The organism is Paenibacillus sp. fava2, from assembly GCF_058313675.1.
On sequence record NZ_CM177755.1, the window covers coordinates 4,282,767 to 4,308,060 of the forward strand.

Genomic DNA, 25,294 nt, shown 5'->3' on the forward strand with positions numbered 1-25,294 from the left:
GCAGCCGGCTTCAGCCAGCCCGCTTCAGGCAGCCAAGGCTACTCCTTAGCCTGACCGGCCGCGCTCAGCGGCTGATACACATACTCGATATCGTCCTCAGCGGCCACATGGATAATGGACAGGCTGTAACCCTCCATATACCAGAGATCCTGCTCCTCCATATAAAAAATAAGACCTCCCTGCTCCGCCTTTACTGCAGGACGCGCGGGTGGTTCCGTAGCAATACCCAGTGAAAATCCGGGATGCAGTCCCCCGCCCGAGCTGTAACGCGGAAATAAACGAATAGAATCCCCGGCCTGCAGATTAAGCTCCTTCTTGAACCATGACGCAGCTTCCGGACTAATTGTCATATCCATTTCTGTTAGTGCACCTCCGTTTCTTTTTATCATACTATAAGCCGGCGGTATTCCAAATCAGCCGTTCCTTATCTATGATACTCCGTCTTCGCAAATTGTTCAAAATTCTATTTGACATTGTTCAGATACTGATGATAAACTCTGAACATACGAAGCGTCTTGAAGTAATTACCAAAAATGAGTGAAAGGGTGATTTCGGTGTTGACCATTGTACCAGTTGATTATAACTTTTTTGTCGGCGACTATACACAACCTTATACCGAAGCAGCCCGAATAGTGGAAACCTGCTGAATCAAGTACATCCACCGTACCTGAATTTAGCCAGGCAAGTCTCTTCCATGTCTTCTGTGCTGCTATAAAGCACCGTGGACATGATTATCACTGTATCTTACAGGCATATCATCCGTTTAACGGAGGGTATGCCTTTTTGCATGCTGTTAATAGACATCCGCTATTTTCATCATCATTCTAAGACACATTCACAAACCGACAACGACACCCCAAACACGAAAGGAAGGGATTCCCCTTGTTCTCCGTACTCCGTGATCTCGGCTGGTTTTTCCGCCGGGAGAAAAGGCGCTATTCTATCGGCCTGATTTTGCTAATTGTAGTAGGTGTATTAGAGCTGCTGCCGCCCCGTCTGCTTGGCAACGCCATCGATGAAATTGTCCGCGGCTCCATCACCACAGGGTCGCTGCTGAAGTACATCGGTGCAATCACCGTGATGATGCTGATTATTTACTGGATTACTTATGTCTGGATGCATAAGCTGTTCGGCGGCTCCAATCTGGTCGAGCGGCTGCTGCGTTCCCGGTTCATGAACCATTTGTTGACCATGACCCCCTCTTTCTTTGAAAAAAACCGCACCGGCGACCTGATGGCCCGCGCTACCAATGATATCCGCGCCGTGGCCACCACCGTAGGCTTCGGAATGCTGACGCTTGTGGACTCCACTGTCTATCTGAGTGTCGTCCTGCTGGCAATGGGCTTTCTGGTCAGCTGGAAGCTGACGCTTGCTGCGGTGCTGCCGCTGCCATTGATTGCAATCGCAATGATTTTCTACGGCAAAGCGATTCACGACCGTTACAGTCTGGCCCAGGATGCTTTCGGGGATATGAATGACCAGGTGCTGGAATCCGTATCCGGTATTCGCGTCATCCGTGCTTATGTGCAGGAGCGGCTGGACGAGAAGCGTTTTGCCGACATTACTGAAGATGTGTACCGCAAAAATATGGCGGTTGCGCGTGTAGATGCCTTTTTTGAACCGACCATCCGTTTCTGTGTAGGCCTCAGCTATATCATTGCACTTACATATGGAATTTATCTCGTATTCCGTAATCAGATTACGCTGGGCGACCTGGTCTCCTTTAATATGTACCTGGGGATGATCGTCTGGCCGATGTTCGCCATCGGTGAGCTGATCAACATCATGCAGCGCGGCGGCGCTTCGCTGGAGCGGATCGACGAAACAACGAATACCCGCCCGGATGTAGCGGATGTGGCCAGCCCGGTAGCGGTAGCCCAGCCAACCCGGATCGATTTCAAGGATGTAACGTTCCGTTATCCTACCTCCACCATTGATAATCTGAGCGGAGTCAGCTTCTCCCTGTCCCAGGGCCAGACGCTGGGGGTAGTCGGACGCACCGGCAGCGGCAAATCCACGCTGCTGAAGCAGCTGCTTCATGAATACCCGACCGGCAAAGGTGATATCCAGATTGCAGATGTTCCGATTGAGAGCATTGCTCTCGACAAGCTGCACAGCTGGATGGGCTACGTTCCGCAGGAGCAGATTCTGTTCTCCAAATCCGTGCGCGAGAACATCCAGTTCGGCTATGACAAGGCCAGTGATGAGCGGATCATGCAGGCCATTACGGCTGCAGCGTTCCAGAACGACCTCGGCACCTTGTCCGACGGACTTGATACGATGGTCGGCGAACGCGGCGTCTCGCTCTCTGGGGGCCAGAAGCAGCGTGTTTCGATCTCCAGAGCTTTTATCGCGAACCCGGATATCCTGATTCTCGACGATGCGCTCTCCGCTGTTGACGCTCGCACCGAAGCCCGGATCATTGAGAATATCCGCGAGGCGCGCGCCGGCAAAACGACCCTGATCTCCACCCACCGCCTCTCCGCCGTCGAGCACGCCGATTTGATTCTGGTGCTGGATAACGGGCATATTATTGAGCGCGGGACTCACCAGGAATTGCTGGAGATGAACGGCTGGTACCGTGAGCAGTTTGACCGCCAGCAGGTGGAGAACAACCTGAGCGGGGAATAACCGCGGATGCCGTTTGACTTATCCATTATTTTAAACCAGATATTTTAACCGGGACTTAACAACCCTTTAGGAGGTGTCACCGTTGACACAGAGTACAGGCAAACGCCTGCTGCAGTATGCACTGACTGCCAAAAAAACCTTTATCGCAGCCCTTCTGCTGCTGACCATCGGCGTGGCCGCCGAGCTGGCGGGCCCTTTTATCGCCAAAAATATGATCGACAACCATCTGCTCGGCATCGAGCAGCCCTACTTCCAGACGGCGTCCTCCGATGAGGCCGCTGAATATAACAACAATTATTACAAACGCGGCGACCGCTTTGCCGAGGGTGAAGCCAAGGGCCAGGAGATCCGGCTGCTGCAGTCAGGCAGAAGCTTCTATTTCATTAATGAAGCAGTTGCCCAGGCTGAAGGCGAACGGACTTTTAAGGACGGGATGCTGGAGATCAAATACGGGGATCAAATCACCGCTTACCCTGCCGTGAAGCTGTCCGCGGATGAAGTGTTTGCTTTTTACAAGCCTGAATTTCCCGGGATTTATGAGCTGGTAGGACTGTATGCCATCTTCCTCGTGATCTCAATTCTGGCCGAATTCGGCAAAACCTACTGGTTGCAGTCATCAGCCAACCAGGTCATCCGCAAGCTGCGGACCGATGTATACGCACATATCCAGCGGCTGCCGGTGCACTTTTTTGACAATCTGCCTGCGGGCAAGGTCGTCTCCCGGGTCACCAATGATACAGAAGCCGTCAAGGATCTGTTCATTGCCGTGCTGTCCAACTTTTTTACAGGGATCATCAATATCACCGGTGTGTACATTGCGCTGTTCCTGCTCGATGTGAAGCTTGGCCTGATCAGCTTGTTCATCGTGCCGATTATCGTTCTCTGGATCGTGCTGTACCGGAAGGTGGCGACCAAATACAATACCATCATCCGCTCGCGTCTTAGTGAGATCAACGCCATTATTAATGAATCCATCCAGGGGATGTCGATCATCCGGATTTTCCGCCGCCAGAAACAGAGCCGCGCCGAATTCGAGCATCTGAACGACGATTATATGAAGTATCAGAACAAAATGCTTAACCTGAACGCGCTCACCTCACACAATCTGGTGAATACGCTGCGTAACCTCTCGTTTGTGCTGGTGCTGTGGTACTTCGGCTTCGGCAGCCTTGGCGGATCGACCTTTGTATCTCTGGGCGTGCTGTATGCTTTTGTTGATGTACTGGGACGGATGTTCCAGCCGATTACCGGTATGGTCAACCAGCTCGCGAATCTGGACAGCTCGATGGTCTCCGCAGGCCGTGTCTTTACCCTGATGGATGAACCGGGAGAACCGGTAACCGACGGATCAATGCCGCGTTATAAGGGCAAGGTCGAATTCAACAACGTATCCTTTGCCTACAAAAAAGATTTCGTGCTGAAGGACATTTCCTTCGAGGCGCGTCCGGGCGAGACCGTAGCTCTGGTCGGGCACACTGGCTCGGGCAAAAGCTCGATCATCAATCTGCTGTTCCGCTTCTATGACCCGCAGCGCGGCAGCATTACGATTGACGGCCAGGAGGTCACCTCCATTCCCAAGCAGTGGCTGCGCAGCCATATGGGAATTGTGCTGCAGGACCCTTACCTCTTCACTGGCACCATCGCCTCCAACGTCAGTCTTGGCGACGAACGGATCAGCCGGGAACGGGTGGAACGCGCGCTGCGTGAAGTAGGCGCGGATAAGCTGCTGGCCCACCTGCCGCAGGGCTTCGACGAGCCGGTAGTGGAAAAAGGCAGCACGCTGTCCGCCGGACAACGCCAGCTGATCTCCTTCGCCCGGGCGCTCTCGTTCGATCCGGCGATTCTCATTCTGGATGAAGCGACCTCCAATATTGATACGGAGACCGAGAGCCTTATCCAGGAAGCGCTGGAGGTGCTGAAGAAAGGCCGGACTACCTTCATCATCGCCCACCGCTTATCGACGATCCGCAGTGCCGACCAGATTCTGGTGCTGCATCACGGCGAGATTGTGGAGCGCGGCAGCCACGAGGAGCTGATGGCGCTGGAAGGCCGCTACTACCGGATGTACCAGCTGCAGCTTGGAGCTGGTGCTGCACAGGCTGCTGATGCTGAAGCGCCGGCTAAGCCTGCAGCTGTACTGCAGCCTTCGCTGAAGCACAGCTAAAGAGTTAAATACGACCCCTGGCGGCGCTTAGGCTGCCAGGGGTTTTCTATACTTGAACGCAGAACATCCGTTCTATATAATGAAAAATAATACATAAGAACGGGGTGGTAACCATGATTACCTATTCACTCAGCAAGCAGCAGGCCAGACGGTTTCTGCTGCAGCACCAAAGACTCGTTCCCGGTATGCTGCCGGGCGGAAAAACAGGGGTTTTTCAGTATGTCCGCCATGTCGGCTGCATCCAGTATGACCCGCTCAGCATTGCCGGACACAATCACGAGCTGGTGCTCCAGGCGCGGATTCCGGATTTTGTTCCCGTCATGGCAAATGAGCTCCTGTACACGGACCGGCTGCTGATTGACGGCTGGGATAAGAACATGTCCATCTATTGCACAGAGGACTGGCCGTATTTCAGCCGCCGTCGGGAGGCTGCAGCAGCAAGACATAATGGCGACGAGCTGCTCCTGCAGACGATGGAGCAGGTGCGGGAAGCCCTTGAAGCCCGCGGTCCCCTCTCCTCGCTTGATCTGGAAGGCAAGGAGAAGATGAACTGGGCCTGGGCTCCGGCCAGAGTGACCCGCGCTGCGCTGGAGACGATGTATTTCCGGGGTGAAGTGTCCGTCCACCACCGGGTGCATACCCGCCGTTGTTACGATTTCACGGCCAGGCTCCTGCCGGAGCATCTGCTTCGTGCCGGGGAGCCGAACCCGCTGGAGGAGCAGTACCACGACTGGTATGTGCTGCGGCGGATCGGCAGCCTGGGCCTGCAGTGGAACAAATCCGGTGACGGCTGGCTGGGCATTTCCGGGTTAAAGAGCAAGGAAAGAACGGCTGCTGTGGAACGGCTGCTGCGAAATGACAGCATCCGTGAGGTACGTGTAGAGGATGTGAAGCTGCCGCTGTATATGCGGACGGCGGATGCTCCCGGACTTGAGGCCGTGCTGGCCGAGGATGCTTCGGACGGGGGCGGTTCTGCGGAGGCTGCGGATCACGGCGGATTCGCCGCTGTGCTCGCTCCGCTCGATAATCTCCTGTGGGACAGGGAACTGATCCGCCAGCTGTTTGGCTTCCAGTACCGCTGGGAGGTGTACAAGCCTGCAGCAGAGCGGGAATTTGGCTATTATGTACTGCCTCTCCTTTACGGCGACCGGTTTATTGCCCGGCTGGAGCCGGTTATGAACAAGAAAACCGGAGTCCTGAACATACTCCGCTGGTGGTGGGAGCCCGGCGAAGCCCTGACCGCCGCAATGATCCCGGCGCTTGCCGGTGCAGTCGCCAGCCTGGCCCGCTGCAACAGAGCCGGCAGCGTCGCCTTTGCTCCCGAGACCGTCCGGACAGGCGGACTCGGGCTGCTGGAGGAGGCTGTCCACAATCTCTGCCATAACATGACAGATTAATATATGAGTATCATAACAACCGCAAAAGACTCACAATACACAGTTGATGCTGTGTATTGTGAGTCTTTACTGATAGCCTTGCCCGCCTGTTCTATTCAATGAACCGCTCCTCTTCCAGCCCCAGCTTGGCATACATTTCAGTGCAGTATTCCTGCAGCTTGATTTCCAGTCTGCTGGCCTTATTCTTGAACCGTTTCAGCTCGCGGATCATATGCGCCCTGCCTGCCGGAGTAAAGGTCTCCTGGATGCGCTCCTTGAAATAATCATGGACAATATGATTACGCTGCTTCCATACAGCCTGCAGCTGATTCGTCTCTTCTTCCGAGAAGGGAAAATGATGCTGGATTTCTTTGATGAGCTGGCCGAGTGAATTGCTGAGTTTGCGCTGATACAAATCAGCTAGATCTGCTTCTGTAGGCGTTTTCCCTTGAGATAGCTTTGTGAGCAGCAGCAGATTGGTCAGTTGCTGTTCCAAAGCCTGACAATAATAGACTGCCAGTCCGAAATAAGCAAATAACTCTTTGGAGTGTTCACTCTCCGGTATTTGTGTATCCTTCATCTTTCCTCCCGCTGTTCTCTCTTTATTGATCTATTCTCTCATAAATGCCTGCCATAATCCATGCGTCCGGAGCGGTACAAATACACTCCGCTGAGCAGCAATATGTAAATTAGCGCATGGGCAAATGTCCCCAGCACCGCTGGCATTGACCATTCATCCGTCTTCATCAGCGCATTCATTAACAGCGCCGCAGGAGGCAGCAGCACCGGCACAACCGGGCCGGGAATGAGTTCAGCCAGCTTCAGGCCGCTAATGGACAAAATCAGGATGATCAGGAGCAGGCCGGCGGCATAGCTGCTCTTGGGAACCCATGAAGCCTGCAGAAACAGTGAAATGGAGACTCCGAGCATGCCCAGCAGCAGATGTCCGGCGAATGCCACCGTCATCCGGTACAATCCGGCAGGCTCAGCAAAGCTCCCGGTCAAGAGAGGATAAACCACCATGAGCAATGCAAGCGCCATTGTAAGCAAAGCCAGCGTCAGTATGCCGCCCAGACTGTACTTTATGCTGCTGCGCAGATGAACGATTGTGACCTGCCGCTGCACAGCCTGCTCATGGTTAAGAAAGCTGATTCCCATCCAGGCGCAGCCGATGAACAGAATCACACCGGTCGCTGCATAGCTGCCCATTACAGGGTTTGGCTTGTATGTATAAAGAAACAGCAGTAATATCACGACGGCTGCAACAGGCCCAAAAAAACGTTGTGAGCTCGTGTAGCTTTTCAGCATATAGGCAATGAGCGGCTTCATCCGGTATTCTCCTCCCCGCTGCGTTTCGGGTCCATCCATTCTTCAAGCCGATTACGGCCGCTCCGGTGCTCTACAGAGATTACCGACCCGCCGTGCTGGAGGATATAGCGCAAAAAATCATCTGCATAGTCAGTATCGACAGTCCACTCTGTACACTTTCCTGCTATGGTGGTATGGACAGACTGTACAGCAACAAAGCCGGGCATGCCTGTAATGATTCCCTGCTCATGATACTCTAGTGGCGTGCATACGAGACAGGAGGAAGACTTCTCTCTAAGCTTGTCTGCACTGGTAATCATATGTGTCCGGCCTGCCTGAAGCACATGTACTCCCGCTTCCAGCGCTTCCACACATAGCGGTTCGTGTACAGAGAATACAAGCGCTGCACCTCTCTGCTTCAGTTCCTGCAGGCGGTCGATCAGAATGTGCTGAGCCGGAAGATCAAGTCCGGATAACGGCTCGTCAAGCAGCAGCAGCTCGGGTTCACCGAGCAGGCTTTGGATCAGGTTAACCTTTTGCAGCATCCCCTTGGAATAGCTGATTACCGGCTGCTTGCGGAACGGCTGAAGATGAAACGCCTCCAGCAGCTCTGTGATCTGACGCTCCAGTTCAGCCGGGGGAACTCCGCTTATCCTGCCCATATGACGCAAATACTGCTCCGCCGGAAGCTTCATTCCTGTAAAAGCCTCGGGAGCATAGCCGATTCTGAGCTTAGGGTATGACCGCTTGAGGATGCCTGATGAGAGCTGCAGGAGCCCGGCCAGCACGGCAAGCAGTGTGCTTTTGCCGGATCCGTTGCGGCCGATCAGAGCTGTAGCGGCTCCGGCCCCGATGCTGAGGGAGACCTCATTCAGCACGGCTCTCCCTCCATATATTTTGGTGGCACCGGTCAAGCTGATCAAAGAATCGGGTTGATTCATACAATGATCTCTCCTTACAAAAATACTGCCAGCCGGGCAGCTCCCGCTGACGGAATCTGCTATCCTCTCTAATATTCGTCAGATTATCGCTGTCTTCCTTCCTGTCCGGTACAAGGAATCCTGCAAATGGACATACAAAAAAAACCAGAATCCGCTGCAGGCGAGACTGCGAGCGGCCTGGTTTTAGCAAGTTTAAGATGATTAGGCGTACACTTCAACAGCACCGCTGATCAGGCGGCAGGCCAGTGCGGCACTGCGGCAGGCATCAATGCAATCCTTGCAGTGTGTCTGCATATGCCGGCTGCTCTCATCGGCACAGCGTTCACAGATCTCCGCGCACAGACGCAGGATTTCAACGACAAACGGGCTTTGCCGGGTCATCGCCTGAACGGCAAAAGAACAGATGTCTGCACATTCACGGTCAAGCCGGATGCTCTCACGGAGCGCTGCCAGATCATATTCTTTCAGGCTGGAGACGTAGCTGTAGTTACAGGCATTCATACATTTAATACAAGCATCGATGCATTCCTGATATTGGATTCGGGTCATAGCCTTAAACCTCCTGCAATTCGTATAGGGTATGCCTATGTATTAACCTGCAAGAAAAGGAACGAACCAAGCGTAATGCTGAACAGGCTGTCTGCCGGGGCCCGGGAATTTGCCGCTCAGCTCCGGAGGACCCGCCGGGAGATCCGGTTACAGGCTCCGCTTCACTGCCGCCGGCCGGCCGAAGTAGCGCTTTTCCAGCTGCAGCAGCCGGGTACGCAGCTCGCCTGACGAGAAATGCTCGCCGATAAAGACAGCTACATCCGGCACCTCTCCCTGCGGAGTAATTTTCATAAAATCAGCTTCCCTGTAGGCATACTGGAACAAAAAACGGCTCGCAGTGTCACTGAACGTAACGATGCCCTTCGCACGGTATACATCACGCGGCAGCTCTTTTACAAACTGCTCGAACGCTTCACTGTCCACCGCATTTTTGAAGTAATGGGTGTACGCCATGACATGGTCATGGGTATGGTGAGCCTTGCCCTGTTGTCCGGCGCCTTGCCCGCTGATGTCATCATCCCCTCCGGAAGTCCCGGCATCCGCACGATCTCCATCCAGATGCACTCCGCCAAGACCCCCGAGCAGAGCTTCCGGTTCAAGGGCACAGCGCACAGCCGGCAAAATCTCGGCATATGCATTCCATTTCCGTAAAATGGCTGAGATTTCTTCAGCTTCTTCTGCTGTAATACGATCCGTCTTATTGAGAATCAGAACGGATGCGCAGCGGATCTGCTCCTGCATCAGCCGATAGGTGGCTCCCTGCTGCGAGCGGTACAGCTCCAGCAGATGCGCAGCATCAACGACCGTAATCAGCCCCTTCAGCTCCACCTGCTGGTACAGCGAAGTTTCCGTTACCGCATCAACAATTTCCAGCGGATTCGCGGCACCTGTAGCTTCAATCACCACAACATCCGGTTTTTCTTTTTTGACCAGTGTAGTCAGCTCTGTACTGAGATCACCGCGGCTTGTACAGCAGATGCACCCGCCCAGCATTTCAGCCATCGGAACCTCCTGCTCAACCAGCAGACCGTCCAGATTCACTTCTCCCAGCTCATTCATAATCACCGCAGGACGCAGATTCTGTCCTTTCCAGTGATCCAGCAGCCGCTGCAGCAGCGTTGTTTTACCGCTTCCGAGAAATCCGGATAATATATAAACCGGCAAGGCCTGTTGTTCCATGTTTCATCGCTCCCCCAAAGATTCCGTATGGTAGCGAGTGTACTACAGTCTGAGTATACAAGCAAGATACACGGCGGAGAGCGCCTAAAGCCGGCTTTGGACCAAATATTTTTATTGCATTTACAACAATATTATTTTTGTATATACTTTGTTAATGATTTCAGATGAGAAGGGTTGGAGAAGAATGAACGTACAGGCCATTACACTGCCAGAGGAGTTAGAAGCTGCTTTTTCGATCAGAAAGCAGGTATTTGTTGAGGAACAGGGAGTCCCGCTTGCTGACGAATTTGATGATTTCGATACACTGGATGGTCAGTGCCAGCATGTTCTGGCCTATTATGACGGACAGCCGGTGGGCACAGGGCGGATTCGCGCTTTTGAGGGGAAAGGGAAGCTGGAGCGGATTTGCATTCTGGCGCCCTTCCGTAAATACGGGATAGGCAAACAAATCATTTCTACACTTGAGGAAATCGCCGTTCAAAACGGTTATTCCGGGGTCAAACTGCACGGGCAGTCACAGGCAAAAGGATTTTATGAGAAGCTTGGCTATCAGATCTCATCAGCAGAATTTATGGAAGACGGCATCCCGCACTTTTTAATGACCAAAGCTATTTCCGCTTCACAGATATGAACAGAGCCCGTCTAACGTCTGCCTTCCTGTTCATCGGCGGATTATTAATACTGACGCTCGGCATTTCATTGACCATACAATCCGGCCTCGGCGCATCCCCTTTTGACGCTACCTTGGTCGGCCTTTCCGGCAGTATCGGCCTGACCGTGGGCAGCTGGGAAATCGTGATCGCTATGCTGCTGCTGGTGCTTAACACCTGGCTGTCCGGAAAAAGACCGGAAATATTAGGTTTGGCGACTGCTTTTGTAACCGGCCTCGGGATTGATGTGTGGCTGTACTTGCTTAATGACTGGATTGAACCCGGACAGCCGGCCGGCAGACTGGTTTGCTTTGCGTCAGGCTTAATCGTCACAGGATTGGGAACGGCCTTGTATCTGCAGGCCAAATTCGCCCCCTCCCCGTTAGACCGGCTAACCCTATTGCTGCAAAAGCTGACGGGCCGCAGCATCTTTTTTACCCGTACACTCCTTTATTTTGTGTTCCTGCTGGTGGCCTTTATTTCTGACGGGCCTATCGGGATCGGCACCCTGCTCACCGTATGTCTGGGCGGATTCATCCTTAATTTCTTTATGCCGCTTACAGAGAAGGCCTTAAACCGCATTTCACTGGAACAGCCCTTATAAAGACTGGTATTATGGGTAAATAAGAAGATAGGAAACAGATTTGGACTCTAGGAGTGGATTATATGTCATCTGTCGATGAACACCGCAAGCAAGCACCACAGACCGTAGCCTGCTACGTCATCACCGTCTCGGATACCCGTACCATGGAGACAGACACCGGAGGCCAGCTCCTTGTATCGATGCTGGAGGAGGCCGGTTATCAGGTCGTCGGCCGCACCATCGTCAAAGACGACTACGAGGATATCCGTGAGCTGGTCTACAAAAGCTCCGTCCATTCCGGCATCGAAGCCGTGCTGCTGACCGGCGGCACGGGTATTTCACCGCGCGACACCACCTATGAGGCTGTCGCTTCTCTGCTCGACAAGTCGCTGCCGGGCTTCGGCGAAATCTTCCGGCTGCTCAGCTTTACCGAGGATATCGGCTCCGCTGCCATCCTGAGCCGGGCTATCGCCGGCACGATCGGCAATACAGCGGTATTCTCGATGCCCGGCTCTACGGGAGCCATCAAGCTGGCGATGAGCCGGCTGATTGTTCCTGAGCTGCGGCATGTGATGAGGGAGATTTATAAGAAGGAATAGCAGGAAGTCCAAACAGGCCGGTAACGCATCTGTCGATGCAGTTACCGGCCTGTTTATTTATTATGGAGATTCCATCATGCGCTAATGCGAGGCATGCAGCCCGTCCAGTAGCTGATTAAACAGCGCTTTTACCTTATCTGTATATTTACCCTTCTCTTTCTCCATAGAGGTATACAGTCGGGCACCAGAAGCCACTGTGGACTCTTCCAGGCTTCTAAACGGTGTAATATACGCTTGATTGATGCCTTTAGGCGGGAAATTACCCGTACTTCCTAACCCGGCAGCCAGTGCAACAGCCAGCAGTATAATCTGAAATCTCATCAAAGCTTCCTCCCAGCAGGATGTTTATGCTTAGAATGGCTGAGAGAAACGGTAATTATGCAAAAGTAATATGCCGGCTATTCTGAAAGGAGTCTAAATAGGGTAACAGGTGACAAGCTCATTCCCCCGGAGGCTCATCATGAACATCTGTATCCGGTGAAGTAGAGATCCAGCTTGTGAATTCCACCCTGAGCCCGGGTCTGGTCGGCGCACAGAGCATCGGGCCTGCCTGTATCTCCGACGTGTAGGGAAATCTGGCGACCCGGATCGTGCGCCATGGATGCGCGCCGGTTCTGGCTCTGAGGATGACGGCATCCTTCAGGCGTGAAGCACGGATGGTCACAATCTGCCCGGCCCATTCCGGAACAGGTGAGAGCGACCAGTCAGAATATTGATCTGTTACCACAGCACCTATATGCGGCACGCCGTCATTGATTTCCACCCCGGCCTTGATCCACTGCAGCGGGCTGTGCCACAGCATAATACCCGCCTGGTCATACAGCTCGGTAAGGCTTCCGGCGTCAAAACTGACTTCTACCGCAGTTCCTTCTGTCCAAGCTGCAAGCAGCGCATGCCCGTTATCATGCTGAAAGCCGTACATGGTTTTCTGCCAGTAATCACTTTCCTCCACAGCCTGAACAATCAGCCTGCCGTTCTGCTCTGCAACCGAATGCGGCTCATTACTCCAGATTCCGTCCTGCCAGTCCACCATTCTCATCACCAATACGCTCCTTTACCGGATTCAGCTGTATAGAATATTCATGCCTTCCTGGATTCATCAATCCTACTCTATCAAAATACAGCCGAAAATGCAGCTTTCTAGCCGATATCAGATATAAAAACCGCCCGGATAGCACAAACACAGCCTGACAATATGCTGTCAGGCTGTGAGATATTAAAAGATATGAAGCCGCAGTTGCTTACAGGTCCGGATGCTCATGCTTAGCGACGAGCTTGCTCCAGCGGCGCTGAACCTCACTCTCGAAGCTGCGCAGTGCAGGCTCGTTCTCCGGCTTGAGCAGATGGCGGGTTTTACCCATCGTCTTCAGCCATGCAGACACTTCAACCCGCTTGTTCTTTTCTTCCGGATTGTAGGTAATGTTAGTAACGCCCTGCTCCACTTCATACAGCGGGAAGAAGCAGGATTCAACGGCCAGGGATACGATATTCGTTCCTTCCTTGTCCTCGCTCATCCAGTTCAGCGGGCAGGCAATCAGAATCTTGCCGTAGACCAGACCTTCATTCTGCGCATACCACTGTGCCTTCGCCGCTTTTTTCAGCAAATCCTGCGGGTAAGCTTCACAGCCGGTGAACACATAAGGAATGTTGGTAGCCGCCATAATCTGCGCAGTATCCTTGTGCTGGGTTACCTTACCCTGCTGTGTTTTGCCGATGCTTGATGTGGAAGTACGGTGACCAAGCGGTGTCGAATACGACTGCTGCGCACCGGTATTCATGTAGCCTTCATTATCGTACTCGACGATAATCATTTTGTGTCCGCGCAGGGCAGCACCGATAGCAGGTCCCATCCCGATATCCATCCCGCCGTCGCCGGTAACCATCACGAAAGTAAAGTCTTCCTTGAGGCCCAAGCCATCCAGCTCGCCGCGGCGCTTGCGTTCCCAGAACATTTCTACTACACCGGACAGCGTAGCGGCACCGTTCTGGAACAGGTTATGGATAAACGTAGATTTGTGGGAGGAATACGGATAACCGGTTGTAGTTACCATAGCGCAGCCTGTGTGATACAGCGCGACGATATCTCCTTCAATCCCTCTGAAGAACAGCTCGAGTCCTGAGAAAATACCGCAGCCCGGACATGCGCCATGCCCCGGAGACAGGCGTCTAGGCTTCTTCATTAGGCTCCGTACCGGCGGAACCTTAACCGCCAGCTTGCCGGTCTCTTCATTCTTGGTAACGGTAATCAGCCCGGTTTTCAGGGAATCGAAATCCATCGGCTTCAGCAGGCGCTTTGGCGCTTTGTCCGCTTCACCCGGATTGTGGCCGTAGTAATCGAACGGCACTTCAACACGGTCGGCAACAACTGCATCCATAGCCAGCTGGAAGAAGTGATGGCCGTCTTCTGCGTAGAAGTCTTTGCCGCCCAGCCCGTAGATCCGGCTGATGACCTTGGTTGTTGTGTTGCCGTGTGTGAACAGGGCGGCCTTGATTTCGTTGACCATGTTACCGCCGTGCCCTCCGACGGAATCCGCACGGTCACCGACAGTAATGGCTTTGACATTCTTCAGCGCTTCGGCAATCTGCTTCTGCGGGAATGGGCGGATCATATTCGGCGAGATCGCACCGGCTTTGATGCCCTGCAGGCGCAGCTGATCGACAACATCCTTGATGATCTCGGACGCAGAGTTCATCAGGAAGACGGCAACATCGGCATCCTCCATCCGGTACTGCTCGATCATCGGATAATGGCGGCCGGTCAGTTCAGCAAATTCCTGGGCGATTTCTTCAAATACCTCTCCGGCATTATACATCGCTACGGACTGCTGATAACGGTTGTTGATATAATCCGGTTCATTCATGTAAGGACCAACCGTAACCGGATTGTTCCGGTCAAGCGTATCGGTGAACCCTACCGGAGGCTGTTCACCCACAAAGTTATGGACATCCTGCCGGTGGGCGAAAGCCTGTACGCGGCGCTTCTGGTGGGACGTGAAATAACCGTCCGAAGCAACCATAACCGGCAGACGGACCTTCGCATGCTCTGCCAGCTTCAGTGCCATCAGATTCATGTCGTAGACCGATTGCGGGTCACGGCACATCAGGATCGGCCAGCCGGTATTGAGTGCAAAATACAAGTCAGAGTGGTCACCGTGAATGTTCAGAGGCCCTGAGATCGAGCGGCAGATCAGGTTCATAACCATAGGCATACGCGTACCTGCTTGTACAGGCAGCTGCTCCAGCATGAACATGTAGCCCTGCGCACTGGTTGCGTTAAATACGCGTCCGCCCGCTGTCGAGGCACCGTAACAGATCCCTGCCGAGCTGTGTTCACCATCTGAAGGAACGAGCATAATATCATGCTGTCCGCTTGCTTTCATCGAATCAAGGAATTGGGCTACCTCCGTCGATGGCGAGATCGGGAAATATCCCATAACATGATAATTGATCTGGTGGGCAGCGTAGGCTGCCATTTCATTGCCTGATTCATACAGGAATTTCTGCTCTACCTTGGCAGAGCCTATTTCTTTTTCATAATCAATAGCCATAGTTCATTCCGCCCTTCTTACCGGATTTATAATTGCGAGACCAAATCAAAGGTATGTTTCACAGTGTGGCTGTCGGCATAGCCTTCCTTCTCAAGGATGCTGGACAGTGCCGAGGTCGGGCAGGCGCCAACGCATTTCAGGCAGCCTTTGCAGTACTGGTAGTCGATACCCAGCAGGAACATCTGCGAACGCCCTTTGCGGTCAAGCCGTTCTTCCCAGACAAAACACTGGTCAGGACAGACGGTATCGCACTGTGCACAATTGATGCAGGACTCGTTCTCGTAAGCCGGAATCATGCCGGAACGGGAAATGCTGAGGTTCTTCAGGAAGCTGTTGCCGGGATTCACAATCGATCCGCCCATCGGCTGGGTTTCGTATCCAAGTGCCGAAATGTCAGACCGTACATATTCAGGCATGCTCTCTCCTTCAGGCAGCTCAAAATGCATAAACTTCACTTCGTTGTAGCCGCGCTCAAAGGTCGTAATGGCGGACTGTACCGCCTGCGGATATTTCTTGCCGAGCGATTTCTCGATAACGCCCTTCATCGTCTCCGTGTCAAGGAACGGACAAAGCCGGAAAAGCGCGCCAAGCATGGCCATATTTACGCGGTTTTTCTCTTTCAATGCAATACTTGTTGCATCAATTACAGCAATGGTTCCGGCTTTGAGCTTCAGCAGTTCTTTGAGTTCTTCCGGCGTCTTGGCCGAGTTCACAAGAACGGTGCTGTCTTCGCTGATCCCGCTGGTTACATTGATAGTCTTGGCGAGCGCTTCATGGAATACGCCAACCACATGCGGACGTTCTACCGGCGAAGTATCGCGGATATGCGTGTCCAGATCACAGAACCGGATGTGGGCTTTGACAGGCGAGCCTTTTTTCTCCGAGCCATAGGATGAGAAGCTGACCCCGTTAAGCCCTGCTCCGACAACGCCTGCTTCCGCAAGCATTTTACCGGCCAGGTTAGCCCCGAGTCCTCCAATGGATTCCAGCCGGATTTCAAAGAATCCCAGACTGTTTACTTTTGGTAGTTGTACCACCGACATAACCCCTTTCGAGTGTCAAGAATAAAACATTCCTTTTGACTTTTTCAATGATTGTAACGTGATATTGATGGTAACGAATGTGACAAATCTTGCATTTTCACGGGTTCGGGAATCACAATATTTTATAGATTTTGATCGATTTCTTTATACGCGACAGTGCCGCGTTACCTGAACAGAAGGTAACCTGCCATAGAAATTGCAAAATGTGAAAATTATGTGTAATCCGTCATTTTCGAGCTTCCCGCGATCACAAGGTCACCCTTAATTTAGCTATAAAATTAAAAATTAAGATGTTAAATTTGTCACATAAAACATGATATTTATCACAAGTACAACCTCCAGCCAGCGGTCGTGGTAACATAAAAAGCCCATCCAATGGATGGGCCTCCGGGGGCAAAATAGGGCTATTCAAGATCCAGCTGCATGTGCTCGGCGATCAGCTGCTGCTTGCGGTTCCATACCTGTTCACTGAGGTTAACACGGTACACCTCGGGATTCAGCTTACGAAGATATTCCGGCCAGAACAAGTCGAGCTGCTGCTCATGATAGCGGCGGATTTCCTCCAGCGGCGGCAGCGAGTAGACCTGGAACCCGTTCACGAAAATCGGCTCCAGCATCGGCAGCGCCTCGTACTTGTCGACATTCTTGCGCAGGTAGGGATGCAGCGGGTTAAACAGCTTGATCCGGGCACCGTTGCGCGGGGAAGCCTCATCCGGGGAGCTGATATAATCGGCCATCGCCTTGCCGTTCGTGCCGACAATGCGGAATACATCCTTCTTGCCGGGTGTAGAGACCTTCTCGGGATTGGAGGAGATCTTGATGGTCGGGATCATCTCACCGGTAGCTGACTCGATCTCTACCAGCTTATACACCCCGCCCAGAGAAGGCTGATCGGCTGCGGTAATCAGCTGCGTGCCGACACCCCAGGTATCAATCGCTGCCCCTTGCAGCTTAAGATCCATAATCGTATTCTCGTCCAGATCATTGGAAGCTACAATCTTCACGTAATCAAGTCCTGCCTCATCCAGCATCTTGCGCGCCTGAATGGACAGGTACGCCAAGTCGCCGCTGTCCAGGCGGATGGCATTCATCTTCTTGCCCTCGGCTTCCAGCTTCCTGGCGGTATTGATCGCATGCGGCACACCGCTGCGAAGGGTATCAAAGGTATCTACCAGCAGAGTAACGCCGTCCGGCAGCACCTTGGCATAGGCGTCGAATGCTTCCTGCTCGCTGCTGAAGCTCTGGACCCAGGAATGGGCATGCGTGCCTTTGGTCGGGATGCCGAACATCCGCCCGGCCAGCATGTTGGAGGTGGCGTGGAAGCCGCCGATATAGGCCGCCCGTGCGCCCCATACCGCTGCATCCGCCTCCTGCGCCCTGCGGGTACCGAACTCCAGCAGGATGTCGTTGGGGGCAACCTGCTTGATCCGCGAAGCCTTGGTGGCAATCAGCGTCTGGTAATTCATAAAGTTCAGAATCGCCGTCTCCACGAGCTGCGCTTCCATTATTGTGCCTTCAACGCGTACCAGCGGCTCATCCGGAAAGACAAGCGCTCCTTCCTTCATGGCATGGATGTTTCCCTTGAAGTGGAACTGCAGCAGCTCCTCGAGGAAGGCCGGCGCATAATTCTCCTCCTGCTCCGACAGATAACGGATATCATCTTCCGTGAACCGCAGGTCTCTGATATATTGGGCTATGCGCTCCAGTCCGGCGAAAACGGCAAAACCGTTGCCAAAGGGCAGCTTGCGGAAGTACGCCTCAAATACCGCCTTGCGCTTATGCGTCCCATTCACCCAATGGGCGTACATCATGTTTATCTGGTACTTGTCTGTATGTAGAGCAAGCTCTCTCCTCAAATCCTCATCTCCTAGACCTGTCTTATTCTGCATCGGCACGTACCACTTGTGCTCCGAGGCTGCCCCGGAAATGCCCGAGCGCCCATGCATGTCCGTCTGCGTTAAAGCTGGCCACTGCATCCTCATGGATCACAATTCCGAATCCTTTGTTGTAGGCATCGACCGCAGTATGCAGCACACAAATATCGGTGCAGACTCCGATCAGATGCAGTTCCTGTATTCCGCGCTCACGCAGCTTAAGCTCCAGATCGGTACCGCAAAAGGCGCTGTAGCGTGTTTTGTCCATCCAATAGATAGATCCCTGGTGTTCTTCATAGACAGCCTTCAGACCGCCATACAGCTCCCGTCCGGACGTCTCCCGCAGGTTATGGGGCGGAAACAGCCTGCTCTCGGGATGATAAGGATCAGCCGCCTCATGCAGGTCAACCGCCATTACTACATAATCTCCGTTTGCTACAAACTGCTCCGTCAATTCATTGACTCTGGGTGCAATATCAATTCCCGGCTGCCCGACAGGCAGACTGCCGTCAACAAAATCATTGGTGAAATCTATCACGATCAATGCCTTCATTGGATAAGCCTCCTTTAGTGTAGTAAGACGGTGATTGAAGCACTATATCAAGTATAAATAGATAATAATGGCTCGTGGTCAGTGAACATGTAGAGCTGCGCAGGCCGCTGGGAATACTGGTTCGAGCTGACCGGGTTACCTGCTTCATCACGCACTTCTTTTAATATACCCTGCCTGCTGCGAGTTGAAGTGATTTTGCGGATAAAATTCGGCTCTTTGAACTCAGGCACTACCGTCTGGATAACCTGATAAAGCTCGCTTAGTGTAAAATGCCGGGGTAAAAACTGCCGGGCAATCGTCGTCTGCAGCATCTGCTGCTGAATCCGCAGATAAGCATCCTTAATAATGTCATGATGGTCAAAAGCAAGCTCAAGCTCTTCCAGCGCTTCCTGCAGGGTAAACAGGCCGACCTCACCGGCATCATCCGAGGCTTGTCTCTGCTCCAGCATCCATTCCTCCACCAGCGCAAAAAAAGCATGGCTGATAATCCAGCCGCGCGGATCACGTCCGGGGGTACTGTACACACCAAGATACTCCAGATGTCCGCCGTCTACCCCGGTCTCCTCTTTCAGCTCCCGCGTTGCCGCATCATAGATAGACTCATCCTCCTGGCAAAAGCCTCCGGGCAGCGCCCACATGCCGGCACACGGCCATTTTTTGCGCCGGATCAGCATTACCTTCAGCTCGCGCAGAGGAAGTGTCTTCGTGACCGTCTTCCGTTCCCGCTTCGTCAAAGTGAACATCACAATGTCGGCCGGAACTCCGTCCGGAGTGCGGTACTTTTTGGCGTTGTAGGTTTGTTCCACGTTCTCGCTCACTTTAGATCATCCTTTGCCGCTGTCATTGTTTACTGTTCGTATCGTTTAATGTATCAAACCTGCTCTTCTAAAATCAATAAATCCGGCACATTCAGATGTAGATAAAGGGACGGATCTTCATCCGCCCCCCTCTCAAGCCCGAATCAATCTCCGCAGGTAGACGGCGGCGCATCCGTGCCGGCCTCCACGCTGATTTTATCAGAAACGGTATCCCTGATGACCGAAATGACCAGCTGCAGCAGGTAGTTGATATCGCTCTGGCTCTGCTGGAACTCATTCACCACCGGAATGCCGTCGATCTCATCCTGCAGCGCTTCGATTTCCTGCTCTATCTTCGCAACCATCGCTTTATTGCCGAAGCTTTCAAAGGCGACAATCTCCTTCTGCTTCTTCTTAATGGTGGCAATCAGCCCCTGCACCCGCTCGTGATTCTGGATTTTGAGCTCCGCCTGCTGAAAATGCCGCACTTCTTCGCTGGTGGAGATCAGTGCAGCAAGCTCCTTGGCTTTGCCCATAATATCCTCACGTACAATCAGATCACGGGTATCGTAGCTCTGCATGCCGTATTTGTTCACATTCGGGTTCTCCTGGCTCATGCTTCTCGCCCCATTTCTCTATGATTAGAGGACTGCTGCAGCCTCTGCCACATAATCCCCTTTGATATACCAGGTTTTAGTATCGGTAATTCTAACCTGCACAAAGCTGCCGATCAGCTCCTTGGGACCCTCGAAATGAACAAGCTTGTTGGCACGGGAGCGTCCGGAGAGTACATTTGCGTTATTCTTGCTCTCCCCCTCCACCAGCACTTCCACCAGTTCACCGAGCATCCGGTCGTTGCTTACCCGGCTCTGTTCCTTAATCAGATCATTCAGGCGTTTCAGCCGCCCGTTCTTCACTTCAAGCGGAACATTATCCTCCATAGCTGCAGCCGGCGTACCCTCACGCGGCGAGTAAATGAAGGTATATGCCATATCATAACCTACTTCACGGACGAGGGACAGCGTCTCTTCAAACTGTTCCTCGGTTTCGCCGGGGAAGCCGACGATGATATCCGTGGTCAGCACGGCATCCGGCACACTGGCTTTCAGCTTATAGACCAGCTCCAGATAAGCTTCGCGCGTATATTTACGGCTCATTTTCTTAAGCACAGCTGAGCTTCCCGACTGCACCGGCAGATGAATATGTTCTGTCAGATTGCCGCCTTTGCCCAGCACTTCAATTAATCTATCGTCAAAATCGCGGGGATGAGAGGTCATGAAGCGGATGCGCGGGATATCAATCTTGCGCATATCGTCCATCAAATCCCCGAATGTATAGTCCATATCTGTAAAATCCTTGCCGTAGGCATTTACATTCTGTCCGAGCAGCGTTACTTCCTTAAAGCCCAGACGGGCCAGCTCGCGTACTTCAGTGATTACGTCCTCCGGACGGCGGCTGCGCTCTTTACCGCGGGTGAATGGTACAATGCAGTAGGTACAGAACTTGTCACAGCCGTACATGATGTTCACCCAGGCGCGCATGCCTTCCCGCTTCTTGGGAAGATTCTCAATGATGTCGCCTTCCTTAGACCAGACCTCGACCACAAGCTCCTTGCTGAACAGCGATTCCTTGATGATCTGCGGCAGACGGTGAATATTATGCGTTCCGAAGATCATGTCCACGAACCCGTGCTTGGCCATAATCCGGTTCACCACACCCTCTTCCTGGGACATACAGCCGCAGACGCCCAATAGCAGCCCCGGCTTTTCCAGCTTGAGTGTTTTGAGGTGGCCCAGCTCGCCGAACACTTTATCTTCAGCATTCTCGCGGATCGCGCACGTATTCAGCAGAATAATATCCGCTTCATTCCGGTCTTCCACCGGCTGGTAGCCCATTTCCTCCAGCATGCCCTTCATCGTTTCGGTATCATGCTCATTCATCTGGCAGCCGTAAGTAGCAATAAAATAATACTGCTGTTTATGACTGTTCATTTCACGGAACTGCTCCATAATCCGGATGGTTTCCGCGTCTTCAAAGTTAATGACCTCGATCTCCTGCTTGCCCCGGCGCTTGCCTTCCTTATAATCCGGGTTGGAGTTGATTTGTACGGTACGTCCCTTTATCCGGTAAGTCGTTTTTCCCTCTTCTTCACTGATGACTTTGGCATCAGAAAAATCAAAATACTTCGAGTAATCCTTCGAACCGCCCTTGCCGGATTTTAAGTCCGGTGAGTTATTCCCCATTGTCATGTTTTCACGTCCTTTATGAATGAAAAGCTTCAGTAATCAAATCGGTTAATTTTATTATCGCCAATAAAAAATTATAGCATAAATGTTGGAGGCCAATCCATCCGCAATGCAGGAATAACGAATAAACCTTCCGGCCGAAGTCAGCTGGAAGGCTCAGTGTAATATATATAGTGTGCAGAGCATCATCATTTGCGGCGGATGTACATTCGCAGGTACACCATCTCAAGTTTGGTTTTTTTGACGCAGATGAAAAACATCTTCATTTCAGCAAATCATCTCCCCGTAGATTCAGCTTTATCCCATTCTAACAGCATACCGTTACATTAACGTTACACTTTTCTACAAAAAACCGCATATTATGATAAAATAACAGCCTTTTTTTTCGATCACATAGATACATAGATTAAGCGGCCAGACAGAGGAGCACTCAAATGAAGCATTCTTTGGAGAGCGGTTTACAATTACATTACGAATATAAAGAGGCCAAACAGGCTCACGCAAATACCCGCACGCTTGTCCTGATTCACGGGATGGGCTTCGACCATACCACCTGGGACCGGATCCTTCCCTTCATGGAAGATGAATTTCATCTGCTCAGATACGATTTCCGCGGACACGGACAGAGCAGTATAGACAGCATTGATCCATCCAAACTGGCCTGGATCTATGTTGAACATCTGGACAGCCTGTTGCGCCGGCTGGGGATTGAGCAATTTGATATCATCTCCCATGGTGCAGGATGCATTATCGGCCTCTACTATACTAAAGTATATCCTGCAAAAGTTCGCAGCAATGTTATGCTGTCACTGCCGTTATTCAGTTCAAGCAGCACTGCCGGCAAATATGCAGACTACCGCAAAAATCTGCTGCAGCATCAGTCCATGAGCGCCCTGGCCGGCCATGTCGTTCCGAATGCAACGCTTTTTCAGCCTGGAACACCGGAAATTGACAGGCTCTACGCTGCATTCGCCAGAGTAAGCTTTGACAGCTATATTGAGCTGCTGGATTTTTTTGCGGGAGCGCATGACGAGATTATGGAGATGTTCAAAAAGCACACAGGACCACTGCTTCTGCTGACAGGGGAACGCGATCCGATGTACCCGCCGTACCTGTCCGGCCTGATTGCCTCAGCGAATCCAAACTGCCGTTTTATGACAGTCTACAATGCATCCAATATGCTGTTTTATGACCAGCCGGAGGAGACATATAAGCAGATCCGGATGTTTTTTGATACTGAGACCAGTAACCGGGCACCGCTTGATCCTTATTTATTGGAGCTGCATTCCGATTTTATCGGACTGGTGAACGGGGAGTCGCAGTTTGATGACATTGCTGTCCCTGCTGCTTCTGTTGTCCGGCTAAAAGTAACGCTGCTGAAATCATTTCAAGTCTTCCTTGATGATACGCAGGTGCTGAGCGGCTGGGGAAGAAGAAGCGCCAAAGAGCTGCTGATTTACCTGCTGCTGCACCCGGCCGCTGCCCGGGACCAGCTGTGCGAGGACCTCTGGAAGGACATGGACAACACAAAGGCCCGTAACCAGCTTCGTGTCTGCCTGAATCATCTGAAGCAGCTGCTTAATAATGAAGAAACACAGCTGCTATACAGTGATAACCAGCAGATTTCACTGATGGCTCCGGTAGACTGTGACCTGCTGAGCCTGCTGGAGAAAACCAGGCTGGCGGTTAAGGAAACAGACCCTGTACGTAAAGACAGCCTGATCCAGGATATCTTCCAGCAAGTTGATGATGAGCTTTTCCGGAATCTGGATCAGGACTGGAACCTGAATCTGCGGACCCGTCTGGAGATCGATCTGGTTGCTTTGGCCCATTATCAGGCGGATGTACTGGCTAAACTAGGTAAATATACAAGTGCAATCGCCTGCCTGAAATATGTCGTTCTGTTCAATTCGGAAGAGTATGATGCGTATGAACGGATTGCAGTGCTATATGAGCTGAACCAGCAGAAACAGGAAGCCAGGACATGGCGCAGCAAGCTGGCTAAGCTGCAGCCGGCGTCAGAGAAGCCTGGAGCCCGGTAGGCCGGCTGAATTCGGCTCAGGCTCTCGTCAAATACACACATGCATTGTTACCGCCGTAACCGTGGCTCGTAATCAGCACTTTAGCGGTTGGCTGCAGCAGGGTCTCTGTGATTAGCGGAAGATGTTCATACCCTGACTGGTCCGTTCGGATCGTCCGGGGGATGAACTGCTCCCGGAAACCAAGCAGCGAAGCAATAATCTGTGCAGGCCCGCTTACACTGAACGGATGCCCGATCAGCCCTTTGACGGAAGTCAGGCGAACCTTGTGATGGAACACATCCCGGGAGACTATGTCCTCGATACTGTCATTCGGAGCATAACCGAGAGCCTGGCTGTTGTAATAATCCGGTATTCTTCCGCCCAATACACGGTTTACTGCCTGCTTCATTTTATTGCCAGCCGGATCATGTCCGTTTACCGATTTACTGTCGTTATTAGTCGCTATAGCATCAATGTAGCCGTATATCACTGCTTTTCGGGCTTTCGCATGCTCTTCTGTTTCCAGAATCAAACCCGCAGCTCCTTCTGATAAAATAAAACCCTTGCTCTTTTTGCTGAAAGGAGCACCTGCCGCCTCCACCTGCTGATTGAACGGCAGGGCCCGCAGTTTGCCAAAACCAAAAACGGTCACTTTATTGCTGCTGCTGTCAGCAGCACCCACAAGTGCCGTATTGATCCGGCCGTTTTGCAGATACATCATCGCATCTTCTATAGCTTCTATACCGGCGGTGCAGCCGGTGGTCACCGTTTTGGTAATCCCGTTCAGCTGAAAATAGCCCGCAACCGCCGAGGCCAGACTGTGATAGTGCACCAGTCCGCAGCAGTAGACCGGCATTTCCTTGAACTGATCCCCGGACGAAAGTCTGACCATCTCCTCAAGTTCTGTGGTTCCTCCCATGGTCGTTCCCATAAATATTCCTGTACTTGTCTCCGGATCTTTAAGGTCCAGCTGTGACATTTCGAGCGCTTCCGTAAGGGTGCTGATCGCAAGTTTTGCTATCCGCGGCAGCACCCGGTACTGCTTCTCATCCAATATGCCGAGATCCTGTTTAATTTCACCAACCGTAAGCGAAGCCCCGTCAGGGGTAAGATCCTTCCGCACTGTAAACTTATAATCTCCGCTCAGCAGATTCTGCAGCAGTTCATCACAATTTTCACCATTAGGCACCTTAACCCCAAACCCGGTTACAGCTATACGCTGCTTCATCCTA

General features: G+C 52.4%; 23 protein-coding genes. 7 read left to right on the top strand and 16 right to left on the bottom strand.

The window, feature by feature from the left end:
- Positions 1–38: 38 nt before the first annotated feature.
- Positions 39–356 carry a HesB/YadR/YfhF family protein gene (locus tag AC4G46_RS18575; protein ID WP_491124023.1) on the bottom strand — a complete coding sequence of 106 codons (318 nt, stop codon included), beginning with the start codon at positions 354–356 and terminating at the stop codon, positions 39–41.
- Between the two features lie 526 nt (positions 357–882).
- On the opposite strand from AC4G46_RS18575, the gene AC4G46_RS18580 reads away from it, so the two are divergent.
- The 3 genes from AC4G46_RS18580 (at position 883) to AC4G46_RS18590 (ending at position 6,192) form a co-directional block, all read left to right on the top strand.
- Positions 883–2,631 carry an ABC transporter ATP-binding protein gene (locus AC4G46_RS18580; RefSeq protein ID WP_491124024.1) on the top strand — a complete coding sequence of 583 codons (1,749 nt, stop codon included), beginning with the start codon at positions 883–885 and terminating at the stop codon, positions 2,629–2,631.
- An 82-nt stretch (positions 2,632–2,713) separates the two neighbouring features.
- Entirely contained in the window at positions 2,714–4,795 is a 2,082-nt protein-coding gene (locus tag AC4G46_RS18585) for an ABC transporter ATP-binding protein (protein ID WP_491124025.1), read from the top strand.
- A gap of 113 nt (positions 4,796–4,908) precedes the next feature.
- The gene (locus AC4G46_RS18590) at positions 4,909–6,192 is read left to right on the top strand and encodes a winged helix-turn-helix domain-containing protein (RefSeq protein WP_491124026.1); all 1,284 of its coding nucleotides are present in this window, start codon (positions 4,909–4,911) and stop codon (positions 6,190–6,192) included.
- A 91-nt stretch (positions 6,193–6,283) separates the two neighbouring features.
- Here the strand turns inward: AC4G46_RS18590 and AC4G46_RS18595 are convergent, their stop codons facing one another.
- The 5 genes from AC4G46_RS18595 to AC4G46_RS18615 all read right to left on the bottom strand — a co-directional run bounded on the left by AC4G46_RS18595 (position 6,284) and on the right by AC4G46_RS18615 (position 10,148).
- Positions 6,284–6,751 (bottom strand): hypothetical protein, encoded by a 468-nt coding sequence (locus AC4G46_RS18595; RefSeq protein ID WP_491124027.1) that lies wholly within the window; start codon positions 6,749–6,751, stop codon positions 6,284–6,286.
- Between the two features lie 38 nt (positions 6,752–6,789).
- Complete coding sequence (locus tag AC4G46_RS18600) at positions 6,790–7,500, bottom strand: hypothetical protein (protein WP_491124028.1); 711 nt, start codon at positions 7,498–7,500, stop codon at positions 6,790–6,792.
- The gene (locus tag AC4G46_RS18605) at positions 7,497–8,420 is read right to left on the bottom strand and encodes an ATP-binding cassette domain-containing protein (RefSeq protein ID WP_491124029.1); all 924 of its coding nucleotides are present in this window, start codon (positions 8,418–8,420) and stop codon (positions 7,497–7,499) included. The genes AC4G46_RS18600 and AC4G46_RS18605 overlap by 4 nt, the downstream gene beginning before the upstream one ends.
- A 201-nt stretch (positions 8,421–8,621) precedes the next feature.
- Positions 8,622–8,969, bottom strand: coding sequence for a four-helix bundle copper-binding protein (locus AC4G46_RS18610; protein WP_491124030.1), 348 nt, complete (start codon positions 8,967–8,969; stop codon positions 8,622–8,624).
- Positions 8,970–9,116: 147 nt separating this feature from the next.
- The gene (locus AC4G46_RS18615; protein ID WP_491124031.1) at positions 9,117–10,148 is read right to left on the bottom strand and encodes a CobW family GTP-binding protein; all 1,032 of its coding nucleotides are present in this window, start codon (positions 10,146–10,148) and stop codon (positions 9,117–9,119) included.
- Between the two features lie 184 nt (positions 10,149–10,332).
- Between AC4G46_RS18615 and AC4G46_RS18620 the strand changes: the two genes are divergently transcribed.
- From AC4G46_RS18620 to AC4G46_RS18630, 3 genes are all read left to right on the top strand, one after another.
- Positions 10,333–10,779, top strand: coding sequence for a GNAT family N-acetyltransferase (locus tag AC4G46_RS18620; RefSeq protein ID WP_491124032.1), 447 nt, complete (start codon positions 10,333–10,335; stop codon positions 10,777–10,779).
- A complete protein-coding gene (locus tag AC4G46_RS18625) occupies positions 10,776–11,402 on the top strand; it encodes a YczE/YyaS/YitT family protein (RefSeq protein WP_491124033.1) in 627 nt (208 codons plus the stop codon). Before AC4G46_RS18620 ends, AC4G46_RS18625 begins: the two co-directional genes overlap by 4 nt.
- A 62-nt stretch (positions 11,403–11,464) precedes the next feature.
- The gene (locus AC4G46_RS18630; RefSeq protein ID WP_491124034.1) at positions 11,465–11,980 is read left to right on the top strand and encodes a MogA/MoaB family molybdenum cofactor biosynthesis protein; all 516 of its coding nucleotides are present in this window, start codon (positions 11,465–11,467) and stop codon (positions 11,978–11,980) included.
- Positions 11,981–12,061: 81 nt separating this feature from the next.
- Here AC4G46_RS18630 and AC4G46_RS18635 read toward each other — a convergent pair whose 3' ends face one another.
- The 9 genes from AC4G46_RS18635 to miaB all read right to left on the bottom strand — a co-directional run bounded on the left by AC4G46_RS18635 (position 12,062) and on the right by miaB (position 22,044).
- Positions 12,062–12,301: a hypothetical protein gene (locus AC4G46_RS18635; protein ID WP_491124035.1), complete on the bottom strand. Its 240-nt coding sequence runs from the start codon at positions 12,299–12,301 to the stop codon at positions 12,062–12,064.
- A 118-nt stretch (positions 12,302–12,419) separates the two neighbouring features.
- The gene (locus AC4G46_RS18640) at positions 12,420–13,025 is read right to left on the bottom strand and encodes a DUF1349 domain-containing protein (protein WP_491124036.1); all 606 of its coding nucleotides are present in this window, start codon (positions 13,023–13,025) and stop codon (positions 12,420–12,422) included.
- 196 nt (positions 13,026–13,221) lie between these two features.
- Positions 13,222–15,528: a thiamine pyrophosphate-dependent enzyme gene (locus tag AC4G46_RS18645; protein WP_491124037.1), complete on the bottom strand. Its 2,307-nt coding sequence runs from the start codon at positions 15,526–15,528 to the stop codon at positions 13,222–13,224.
- Between the two features lie 26 nt (positions 15,529–15,554).
- Complete coding sequence (locus AC4G46_RS18650; protein WP_491124038.1) at positions 15,555–16,565, bottom strand: 2-oxoacid:acceptor oxidoreductase family protein; 1,011 nt, start codon at positions 16,563–16,565, stop codon at positions 15,555–15,557.
- A 410-nt stretch (positions 16,566–16,975) separates the two neighbouring features.
- Complete coding sequence (locus tag AC4G46_RS18655) at positions 16,976–18,427, bottom strand: nicotinate phosphoribosyltransferase (protein ID WP_491124039.1); 1,452 nt, start codon at positions 18,425–18,427, stop codon at positions 16,976–16,978.
- A gap of 22 nt (positions 18,428–18,449) precedes the next feature.
- Positions 18,450–18,998 (bottom strand): cysteine hydrolase family protein, encoded by a 549-nt coding sequence (locus AC4G46_RS18660; RefSeq protein ID WP_491124040.1) that lies wholly within the window; start codon positions 18,996–18,998, stop codon positions 18,450–18,452.
- A 47-nt stretch (positions 18,999–19,045) separates the two neighbouring features.
- Complete coding sequence (locus tag AC4G46_RS18665) at positions 19,046–19,816, bottom strand: NUDIX domain-containing protein (protein WP_068720927.1); 771 nt, start codon at positions 19,814–19,816, stop codon at positions 19,046–19,048.
- 143 nt (positions 19,817–19,959) lie between these two features.
- Positions 19,960–20,412, bottom strand: coding sequence for a YlbF/YmcA family competence regulator (locus AC4G46_RS18670; RefSeq protein ID WP_491124041.1), 453 nt, complete (start codon positions 20,410–20,412; stop codon positions 19,960–19,962).
- A gap of 24 nt (positions 20,413–20,436) precedes the next feature.
- Positions 20,437–22,044 (bottom strand): tRNA (N6-isopentenyl adenosine(37)-C2)-methylthiotransferase MiaB, encoded by a 1,608-nt coding sequence (gene miaB, locus AC4G46_RS18675; protein WP_491124042.1) that lies wholly within the window; start codon positions 22,042–22,044, stop codon positions 20,437–20,439.
- A gap of 431 nt (positions 22,045–22,475) precedes the next feature.
- Here miaB and AC4G46_RS18680 point away from each other — a divergent pair, with 431 nt between their 5' ends.
- Complete coding sequence (locus AC4G46_RS18680; protein WP_491124043.1) at positions 22,476–24,083, top strand: alpha/beta fold hydrolase; 1,608 nt, start codon at positions 22,476–22,478, stop codon at positions 24,081–24,083.
- A gap of 16 nt (positions 24,084–24,099) precedes the next feature.
- Here AC4G46_RS18680 and AC4G46_RS18685 read toward each other — a convergent pair whose 3' ends face one another.
- Complete coding sequence (locus tag AC4G46_RS18685; protein WP_491124044.1) at positions 24,100–25,290, bottom strand: beta-ketoacyl synthase N-terminal-like domain-containing protein; 1,191 nt, start codon at positions 25,288–25,290, stop codon at positions 24,100–24,102.
- Positions 25,291–25,294 lie beyond the last annotated feature (4 nt).

Excerpts from the sequence above, each read along its gene's own strand:
- AC4G46_RS18575 (WP_491124023.1), bottom strand. The coding sequence starts at position 356 with ATGGATATGACAATTAGTCCGGAAGCTGCGTCATGGTTCAAGAAGGAG.
- AC4G46_RS18590 (WP_491124026.1), top strand. The coding sequence starts at position 4,909 with ATGATTACCTATTCACTCAGCAAGCAGCAGGCCAGACGGTTTCTGCTG.
- AC4G46_RS18595 (WP_491124027.1), bottom strand. The coding sequence starts at position 6,751 with ATGAAGGATACACAAATACCGGAGAGTGAACACTCCAAAGAGTTATTT.
- AC4G46_RS18600 (WP_491124028.1), bottom strand. The coding sequence starts at position 7,500 with ATGAAGCCGCTCATTGCCTATATGCTGAAAAGCTACACGAGCTCACAA.
- AC4G46_RS18605 (WP_491124029.1), bottom strand. The coding sequence starts at position 8,420 with ATGAATCAACCCGATTCTTTGATCAGCTTGACCGGTGCCACCAAAATA.
- AC4G46_RS18610 (WP_491124030.1), bottom strand. The coding sequence starts at position 8,969 with ATGACCCGAATCCAATATCAGGAATGCATCGATGCTTGTATTAAATGT.
- AC4G46_RS18615 (WP_491124031.1), bottom strand. The coding sequence starts at position 10,148 with ATGGAACAACAGGCCTTGCCGGTTTATATATTATCCGGATTTCTCGGA.
- AC4G46_RS18620 (WP_491124032.1), top strand. The coding sequence starts at position 10,333 with ATGAACGTACAGGCCATTACACTGCCAGAGGAGTTAGAAGCTGCTTTT.
- AC4G46_RS18625 (WP_491124033.1), top strand. The coding sequence starts at position 10,776 with ATGAACAGAGCCCGTCTAACGTCTGCCTTCCTGTTCATCGGCGGATTA.
- AC4G46_RS18630 (WP_491124034.1), top strand. The coding sequence starts at position 11,465 with ATGTCATCTGTCGATGAACACCGCAAGCAAGCACCACAGACCGTAGCC.
- AC4G46_RS18635 (WP_491124035.1), bottom strand. The coding sequence starts at position 12,301 with ATGAGATTTCAGATTATACTGCTGGCTGTTGCACTGGCTGCCGGGTTA.
- AC4G46_RS18645 (WP_491124037.1), bottom strand. The coding sequence starts at position 15,528 with ATGGCTATTGATTATGAAAAAGAAATAGGCTCTGCCAAGGTAGAGCAG.
- AC4G46_RS18660 (WP_491124040.1), bottom strand. The coding sequence starts at position 18,998 with ATGAAGGCATTGATCGTGATAGATTTCACCAATGATTTTGTTGACGGC.
- AC4G46_RS18670 (WP_491124041.1), bottom strand. The coding sequence starts at position 20,412 with ATGAGCCAGGAGAACCCGAATGTGAACAAATACGGCATGCAGAGCTAC.
- miaB (WP_491124042.1), bottom strand. The coding sequence starts at position 22,044 with ATGACAATGGGGAATAACTCACCGGACTTAAAATCCGGCAAGGGCGGT.
- AC4G46_RS18680 (WP_491124043.1), top strand. The coding sequence starts at position 22,476 with ATGAAGCATTCTTTGGAGAGCGGTTTACAATTACATTACGAATATAAA.
- AC4G46_RS18685 (WP_491124044.1), bottom strand. The coding sequence starts at position 25,290 with ATGAAGCAGCGTATAGCTGTAACCGGGTTTGGGGTTAAGGTGCCTAAT.